This window comes from Xanthomonas sp. GPE 39 (genome assembly GCF_000963005.1).
Taxonomy (GTDB): Bacteria; Pseudomonadota; Gammaproteobacteria; order Xanthomonadales; family Xanthomonadaceae; genus Xanthomonas_A.
In genome coordinates this window covers 3444301-3451367 of the sequence record NZ_JZHZ01000007.1, presented here as the reverse complement: position 1 = coordinate 3451367, position 7067 = coordinate 3444301, and the positions used below count along the sequence as shown (strand labels likewise).

The 7067-nt window shown below is 64.7% G+C and carries 4 protein-coding genes and 1 pseudogene; 4 read left to right on the top strand and 1 reads right to left on the bottom strand.

All coding sequences use genetic code 11. The features are described 5' to 3' along the window. Nucleotides 1-122: 122 nt before the first annotated feature. The 4 genes and pseudogenes from XALGPE39_RS14495 (at nucleotide 123) to bphP (ending at nucleotide 5553) form a co-directional block, all read left to right on the top strand. A complete protein-coding gene (locus tag XALGPE39_RS14495) occupies nucleotides 123-515 on the top strand; it encodes a YchJ family metal-binding protein (protein ID WP_045728782.1) in 393 nt (130 codons plus the stop codon). Nucleotides 516-628: 113 nt separating this feature from the next. Continuing rightward, nucleotides 629-2832: pseudogene (locus XALGPE39_RS16525) on the top strand (lytic murein transglycosylase). A 214-nt stretch (nucleotides 2833-3046) separates the two neighbouring features. Continuing rightward, on the top strand, nucleotides 3047-3646 hold the full coding sequence (locus tag XALGPE39_RS14480; protein ID WP_045728780.1) for a biliverdin-producing heme oxygenase: 600 nt from the start codon (nucleotides 3047-3049) through the stop codon (nucleotides 3644-3646). Beyond that, a complete protein-coding gene (bphP, locus tag XALGPE39_RS14475) occupies nucleotides 3643-5553 on the top strand; it encodes a bacteriophytochrome BphP (RefSeq protein WP_045728779.1) in 1911 nt (636 codons plus the stop codon). Before XALGPE39_RS14480 ends, bphP begins: the two co-directional genes overlap by 4 nt. A gap of 19 nt (nucleotides 5554-5572) precedes the next feature. Here bphP and XALGPE39_RS14470 read toward each other — a convergent pair whose 3' ends face one another. Next, nucleotides 5573-6751, bottom strand: a complete 1179-nt coding sequence (locus tag XALGPE39_RS14470) for a benzoate/H(+) symporter BenE family transporter (protein ID WP_045728778.1) — start codon at nucleotides 6749-6751, stop codon at nucleotides 5573-5575. Between the last annotated feature and the right edge of the window lie 316 nt (nucleotides 6752-7067).

Here is a 7067-nt window from a genome sequence, read left to right as displayed (position 1 = left end):
TCGGATAGGAGCGTGCTGGCTTCATCCGCTTACGATAGCCGCGAAAGCCTCAAGTTCATAACACGCTCTAGGCATGATGCGTGTGGCGTGCAGGGCGTCGCCTTAGCCGGCAAAATCGGTGGATGTCCCGGTCCGCCCCGCGCCTTACCGATCCCTGTCCCTGCGGCCGCCCGCGCGAATACGCGCAGTGCTGCGGGCCGTACCATGCCGGTGCCGCCGCGCCGGATGCCGAGTCGCTGATGCGTGCGCGCTACAGCGCCTATGTGCGCGGCGATGCTGATTACCTGCGCGCTAGTTGGCATGCGTCCACGCGTCCGGCGCAGGTGGAGATCGATCCGCGCACTTTCTGGCTCGGCCTCACCGTGCAGCGGGTCGTCAACATCGCCGAGGAGCGTGCAGAAGTGGTATTCCTTGCGCGTTATCGCATCGGTGGCGGCAGTGCGGTGCGCATGATCGAACACAGCCGCTTCGTGCGCGAGGACGGGTGTTGGTACTACCTCGATGCGCTGGATTGAGCGCTGCGTCGGCGTTGTGGCATGAATGGCGGGTGCGATGCGGTTGTTATGATGTTCGGCCTGCTGTGGGCGAGGAAGTTTCGATGATGCGTTTCGCTTGGGTCTTGCTGTGTGTGGTGCCGTGCGCCATCGCGCAAACGCCTTCCGCCGCGCCCGTCACCGCATCCGCCGCGGACCCGGCCTTCACCACTTGCGTCGCCGGCCTGCGCACCGCTGCTGGCAAAAGTGGGGTGACGGCGGCGGCCTTTGATCGCTTCACCGCTGGCCTGCAAGCGGATATGAGTGTGTTGCCGTTGCTCGATGCCCAACCCGAGTTCACCACGCCGATCTGGGATTATCTGGCCGGCCTGGTCGATACCCAACGTATCGACGATGGTCGCGCGATGCTGAGCACGCATCGTGATCTGCTCGCCCATGTGGCGCAGCAATACGGTGTGGATGCAGCGACGGTGGTTGCGGTGTGGGGCGTGGAGAGCGACTACGGCCGCAGCACGGGCAAACGTCCATTGTTGGTGTCGCTGCTGACCTTGGCGTGCAACGGTCGCCGTCAGCCATTCTTTCGTGGCGAACTGTTCGCGCTGCTCAAGCTGCTGCAAGCCGGCGATCTAAAGCCCGAGGGCCTGACCGGCTCGTGGGCCGGCGCGTTCGGCCATACCCAGTTCATGCCCAGCACCTACGCGCGTGTCGCGGTGGACGGCGATGGCGATGGCCGCCGCGACTTGGTCGCCAGTCTTCCCGACGCACTGGCCTCCACCGCGCACTACCTTGAGTTGTCCGGTTGGCGGAACGGACAGCCATGGGGGCTGGAGGTGAAGTTGCCGGACGGTTTCGATGCGACGCTGGCCGGGCGCACGCAACGCCGTGCGCTGGCGGACTGGCGCGCACGCGGGGTGAGCGCCGCCGATGGCAGCGCCTTGCCCGCGCTGGCCGCGCAAACGCCGGCAGCGCTCCTGCTGCCCGCGGGTGTGCATGGTCCTGCGTTCCTGGTGTTCCGTAATTACGACGCCATCTATGCCTACAACGCCGCCGAAAGCTATGCGCTGGCGATTGCGTTGTTGTCCGACCGCCTCCGTGGCAAGCCCGGGTTGGTCGCCGCCTGGCCGACCGACGATCCCGGCCTGGGCCGTGCGCAGCGGCGCGAACTACAGACCCTGCTACTGGCACGCGGGTATGCAATCGGCCAGGCCGACGGCATGATCGGCACCGCAACCCGCCGTGCCATCCAGGCCGAGCAGCAACGGCTGGGCTTGCAGCCGGCCGATGGCCGCGCCGGGCAGCGGATCCTCGATGCGTTGCGCCGTGAGGCACCGGCGCCGCCTGCCAACAACGTGCCTTCCGCACCCGCTCGTTCGCCATCGCCATCCGTCGGCAAAGCGACCACGCCGCGCCGTCGCCCGCTCGCGCGTCTAGCGTTGTCCACAACATCCACCTGCCACGGAGCATGCGGCCCATGTCCGACGTCCCCGGTCTGAGCGTAGGCGATTTCCACGGTTATCCCGCGCTGTTGGTGGACACTGCGCATTCCACCGCCGCGATCAGCCTGTTCGGCGGGCAGGTTCTGTCGTTCGTGCCCAAGGGCAATACCGACGTTTTGTGGCTGTCGCCGAGTGCGCAGCCGACCCCGACCCCGATCCGCGGTGGCACCCCGGTATGCTGGCCGTATTTCGGTCGCCAAGGCCAGACCGACGCCGTGCCCGCGCACGGTGTCGTGCGCACGGTGCCGTGGCAGCGACAGCAGGCCCAACGCGAGGCCGACGGCAGCCTGGTCTTGACCATGGCGCCGCTCGACGTCGGCGCGCTGTCATTGCGTTTGCGCTTGCATCTGCGGATCGGCGCGACGTTGGAGCAGCAGCTGATCACCGACAACATCGGCACGGCGCCGGCACGCATCACCCAAGCCCTGCACAATTATTTCCGGGTCGCCGACGCCACCCAGGTGCGAGTGCAGGGCCTGGACGGGCTCCACTACCTGGACAAGTTCGACGGCTATGCCACGGTGCATCGCCAGCAGGACGATTGGACCTTGCAGGATCCGCGCGATCCAGGCCGTAGCGACCGTATCTACATCGATGCCGGCGGTCGCTACACCCTGCTCGATCCGGGCCTGCGCCGCTGCATTCAGATCGTCACCAGCGGCAGCCGCACCCTGGTGGCATGGAATCCGGGCGAAGCCGGCGCCCACGCGATGGTCGATGTGGGACCCCACTGGCGTCAGTTCGTATGCCTGGAGCCGGCCAACGCCGGACCCGAGGTGATCGAACTGGCCCCCGGAGCTCGCCACGTGCTGCAGCAGACGATCGCCGTCGCGCCACTGTGAGGCGCCTGCACGGCGGCCGGTGTCGGGCGGTGTCTGCTGCGGTCTTACACCGTCCGTGGATGGTCTGATAACTGCTTGCACATCGCCTATGGCATGAACCGCTCAGTTTGTGTCGGCGGCGACGCGCTGGCTGTCTGGCAACTGACCATTGGCATTGCTACGCTGTGCTTTCTCTTCATCGCGGCCAATCGTGCTGCTGTTGCCAGCCGCCTCCATGATGCCGCCTCCCGATGGAACCGCCCTGCCGTTCACCGCATCGCGTCTGCTGCGCGAGGCCACCGCATCGCAGCACGAGGCGGTCGAACGCTTGCCAATGATGCGCGCCTTGATGAGCGGCGTCTTGTCCTTGTGCGATTACGTACAGCTATTGCGTTGTCACTATGCCGTGTTGGCTGGCTGGGAGCAGCGCGAGGCGGCTTGGTTACGCGATTGCGGCGATGCCCGATGGCGCTATCAACCGCGTAGCCCGTTGTTGGCCCAGGATCTGTTTGCGTTGCAGGTGCCGCCACCGACGCTGCTGTCGGACCCCCCCGTGCACGCTGCCGGCAGCGGATGGGGCATGCTTTATGTGGTCGAGGGTTCGCGGTTGGGTGGGCGAGTGATTGCGCGGCAACTGCGCCAGCGTCTGCCCAGCGTTGCATCGGCGGTGCACTATTTCGAACTGGGCGACGCCGATCCAGATGCCTGGCGACATTTCCAGCAGCGGCTCGAACACGTCCTGACCACACCCACACAACAGCAGGCCGCAGTTGACGGCGCACGGGCCATGTTCGCGCATTTCCATACTCATCTTGCCCTGGAGACTGTCGCATGAGCGATCCCGTCGTGCCTTTGGACATGGACGCGTGCGCACGCGAGCCGATCCATATTCCCGGGTCGGTGCAGCCGTATGGTGTGTTGTTGGTGATCGAGCCGGACGATGGCCGCATCGTGCAGGCCAGCGCCAGCGCCGCAGATCTATTCGGCCAGCCGCTGGATGAACTGCTCGGGCAGCGCTACGACAGCATCCTTGTGCTGGAGGATCCGCGCACGCGGCTGCTGCCTGATGCGACCGAGCCCAGTCACCTCGCTTATGTCGACATCGCCTTTCGGCGCGACACGGCCATGTCGGCACAACGCTGGGTTGGCGCTTGGCATCTGTATCCAGAGCAATGGCTACTGGAATTGGAACGACGCGATGCGCCACTGGCCGATGCCACATTGCGCGAGGCGTTGCCGGTGCTGCGCCGGCTTGAGTCCGACACCAGCATCGAAGATGCCTGCCAGCGCGCCGCCAAGAGCTTGCGTGCTTTGATCGGCTACGACCGGGTGATGATCTACCGCTTCGATGAAGAGTGGAATGGCGATGTCGTGGCCGAGGCACGCGCGGCGGAACTGGAGCCGTACCTCGGCCTGCACTACCCGGCCACCGATATCCCTGCACAGGCGCGCGCGCTGTATCTGCGTAATCGCGTGCGCCAGATCGTCGACGTCGGCTATGTTCCGTCGGCGATCCAGCCGACCTTGCACCCGCGTCTGCACGCGCCGTTGGACCTCAGCGACGTCAGCCTGCGCAGCGTCTCACCGGTGCATTTGGAATACCTGGCCAACATGGGCGTCACCGCGACCCTGGTGACTTCAATCGTGGTCAACGATGCGCTATGGGGGTTGGTGGCCTGCCATCACTATCGCCCGTATTTCTGCAATCACGAGATGCGCGACGTCGCCGATGCGGTCAGCCGCGCGCTGGCCGGTCGGATCGGTGCGCTGACCGCGGTGGCGCGGGCACGCACCGAGTCGGTACTGCTGACCTTGCGCGAAAAACTGATCACCAACTTCAACGACGCCGAGATGCTGACCGCCAGCATGCTCGATGAGATGGCCTCGGATTTGCTCGATGTAGTGGATGCCGATGGTGTGGCGGTTTTCCACGGCGACCACGTCACCCGCCACGGCATGATGCCGGTGATCGCGGATCTGACCCGCATCCGCGAACAGATCGAGCATACCCACCACGAAGCCCTGCGGCACGATGCCGTCGGCGCACTGCACACCGATCAGATCGGCCAGACCTTTCCGGAGCTGGCCGATCTGGCCCCGCTCGCGGCTGGTTTCATCTTCGTGCCGTTGATGCCGCAGGCGCGCAGCGCCTTGCTGTGGACCCGCCGCGAGCAGGTACGCACGGTTAACTGGGCCGGTAACCCACAGTTGGCCAAATTGCAGGACATCCCCGACTCGCGCCTGTCGCCACGCAAGAGTTTCGACCTCTGGCAGGAAACCGTGCGCGGTCGTGCACAGCCCTGGTCGCCGCTGAGCTTGGAATCTGCGCGCAGTTTGCGCGTGCTGATCGAACTGATGGAGCGCAAGCGGTTCCAGCAGGATTTCGTGTTGTTGGAGGCCTCGCTGTCACGCTTGCGCGAGCCGGTGGCGATCGTCGAGCGTGGCAGCGAACACAGGCCTAGTTGTCTGGTGTTCGTCAACGATGCCTTCGCCTCGCTGTACCAGCGCGAGGTTGCCGAATTGATCGGTTGCGAGCTGGATCGGCTCTATGCCAGCAATGCCGTGCCAGAGGAAACGCAACGCATCGCCACCTTGTTGCGGCAGGGACGTGCGGCCTATGTCACTCTGCCGCTGCGTGTAGATGGCACCGTCGCGATGCATCGTCAGTTCGATTTCGAACCGTTGCCCAATCCTTCCGGAATCCCCACACATTGGCTGCTGCAATTGCGTGACCCGCGCTGAGTCGCAAGCTGGCCCATGCTCAGCGCTTGTATCGCCACAGCGCCATTGCTCCTGCTCCGGCCAGCAGCCCCCACAGCGCCGCGCCGATGCCGAATAACGACAATCCCGATGCAGTCACCAGGAATGCGATCAGCGCGGGCTCGCGTTCGTGCTCTTCCCTCAGTGCCGAGGCCAGACTATTGCCGATGGTGCCGAACAGCGCGATGCCAGCGATCGCCATGATCAACTCTCTGGGAAGTGCGGCCAATAGCGCCGCGACCGTGGCGCCGAAGACTCCGATGAGAAAATAGAACAGGCCGGCGGACACCGCGGCCATGTAGCGCCGCTGCGGATCCTCCTGTGCCTCGCGGCACAGGCAGATGGACGCGGTGATCGCCGCAAGATTCAGCGCAAAGGCACCGAACGGCGCCAGCAATACATTGATCACGCCGATCCAGCCCAGCGTCGGCGAGATCGGCACCGCGTAACCGGATGCGCGAATCGCCACCACGCCTGGCAGGTTCTGCGATGTCATCGTCACCACGAAAAGCGGCAATCCGATACCGAACAGCGCCTGCCAAGATAGCGTCGGCCACACCAGTGCCGGTCGCGTCAGCCGCAACTGCACTGCCTCCAGATGCAGTGCGCCATTGCCGGTGGCGAACGCGATGCCGGCCAGCAGCGTTGCGATCACCACATAGCGTGGGAATGCGCGGCGCCCGAGCAGATACACCGCGAACATCGTCAGTGCCATGCCGAGTTGATGCTGTATGGCCACGAACACATCCAGTCCGAAACGCAGCAGCACGCCTGCTAGCATCGCCGAGGCCAGCGACAGTGGAATGCGTCGCAACGCCCGTTCGAACAATCCGGAAAATCCGGCCACCGCCGTCAGTGCCGCTGCCAGTACGAAGCCGCCAATCGCATCGGACAACGGCAGTCCGCCGCCGCTACCAATGAGCAACGCTGCGCCTGGCGTAGACCACGCGGTCAGCACCGGCATTCGGTAGCGCAGCGACAACCCGATGGAAGTCAGCGAAATACCGAACCCCAGCGCCAACATCCAGGAGGCGATCTGCGCCTGCGAGGCGCCGAAAGTACGCGCGGCCTCGAACACGATCGCTGCCGAGCTGGTGAAGCCGACCAATACCGTGACGAAGCCGGCGATCAGCGCGGAGAGAGAGGCGTCGCGCCAAGCGTCGCGTACTGCAGCAGACATACCGGGCCTCGCGGAAGAGCATGAGCGTTTCAACCAAGCCAGCATCGTGCGCCACAGGCGCAGCGCTTTGCATTGTCGGTATAGCGCATGGGATTGATAGGGCATCACGATACAGTCATGCGTGGGAGTCAGAAAAATGTTGACCTTTTTGCGCATCCCGTTAGACTGCGCGGCCCGCTTCACAACTGCCTGGCTTCGGCCTGACAGAGCTAGGCGGGGAAGCGGAGACACTCGATGCACATTGGGTATTGACGCTAGAGAAAAAGCCGCTAAGATGACCGGCTCGCTTCAGCAAAAGCCCACGTGGTGGCGGCTA

What these genes read in the sequence shown, in the direction of transcription:
- XALGPE39_RS14495 (WP_045728782.1), top strand. Translation starts at nt 123, where the DNA reads ATGTCCCGGTCCGCCCCGCGCCTTACCGATCCCTGTCCCTGCGGCCGC.
- XALGPE39_RS14480 (WP_045728780.1), top strand. Translation starts at nt 3,047, where the DNA reads ATGATGCCGCCTCCCGATGGAACCGCCCTGCCGTTCACCGCATCGCGT.
- bphP (WP_045728779.1), top strand. Translation starts at nt 3,643, where the DNA reads ATGAGCGATCCCGTCGTGCCTTTGGACATGGACGCGTGCGCACGCGAG.
- XALGPE39_RS14470 (WP_045728778.1), bottom strand. Translation starts at nt 6,751, where the DNA reads ATGTCTGCTGCAGTACGCGACGCTTGGCGCGACGCCTCTCTCTCCGCG.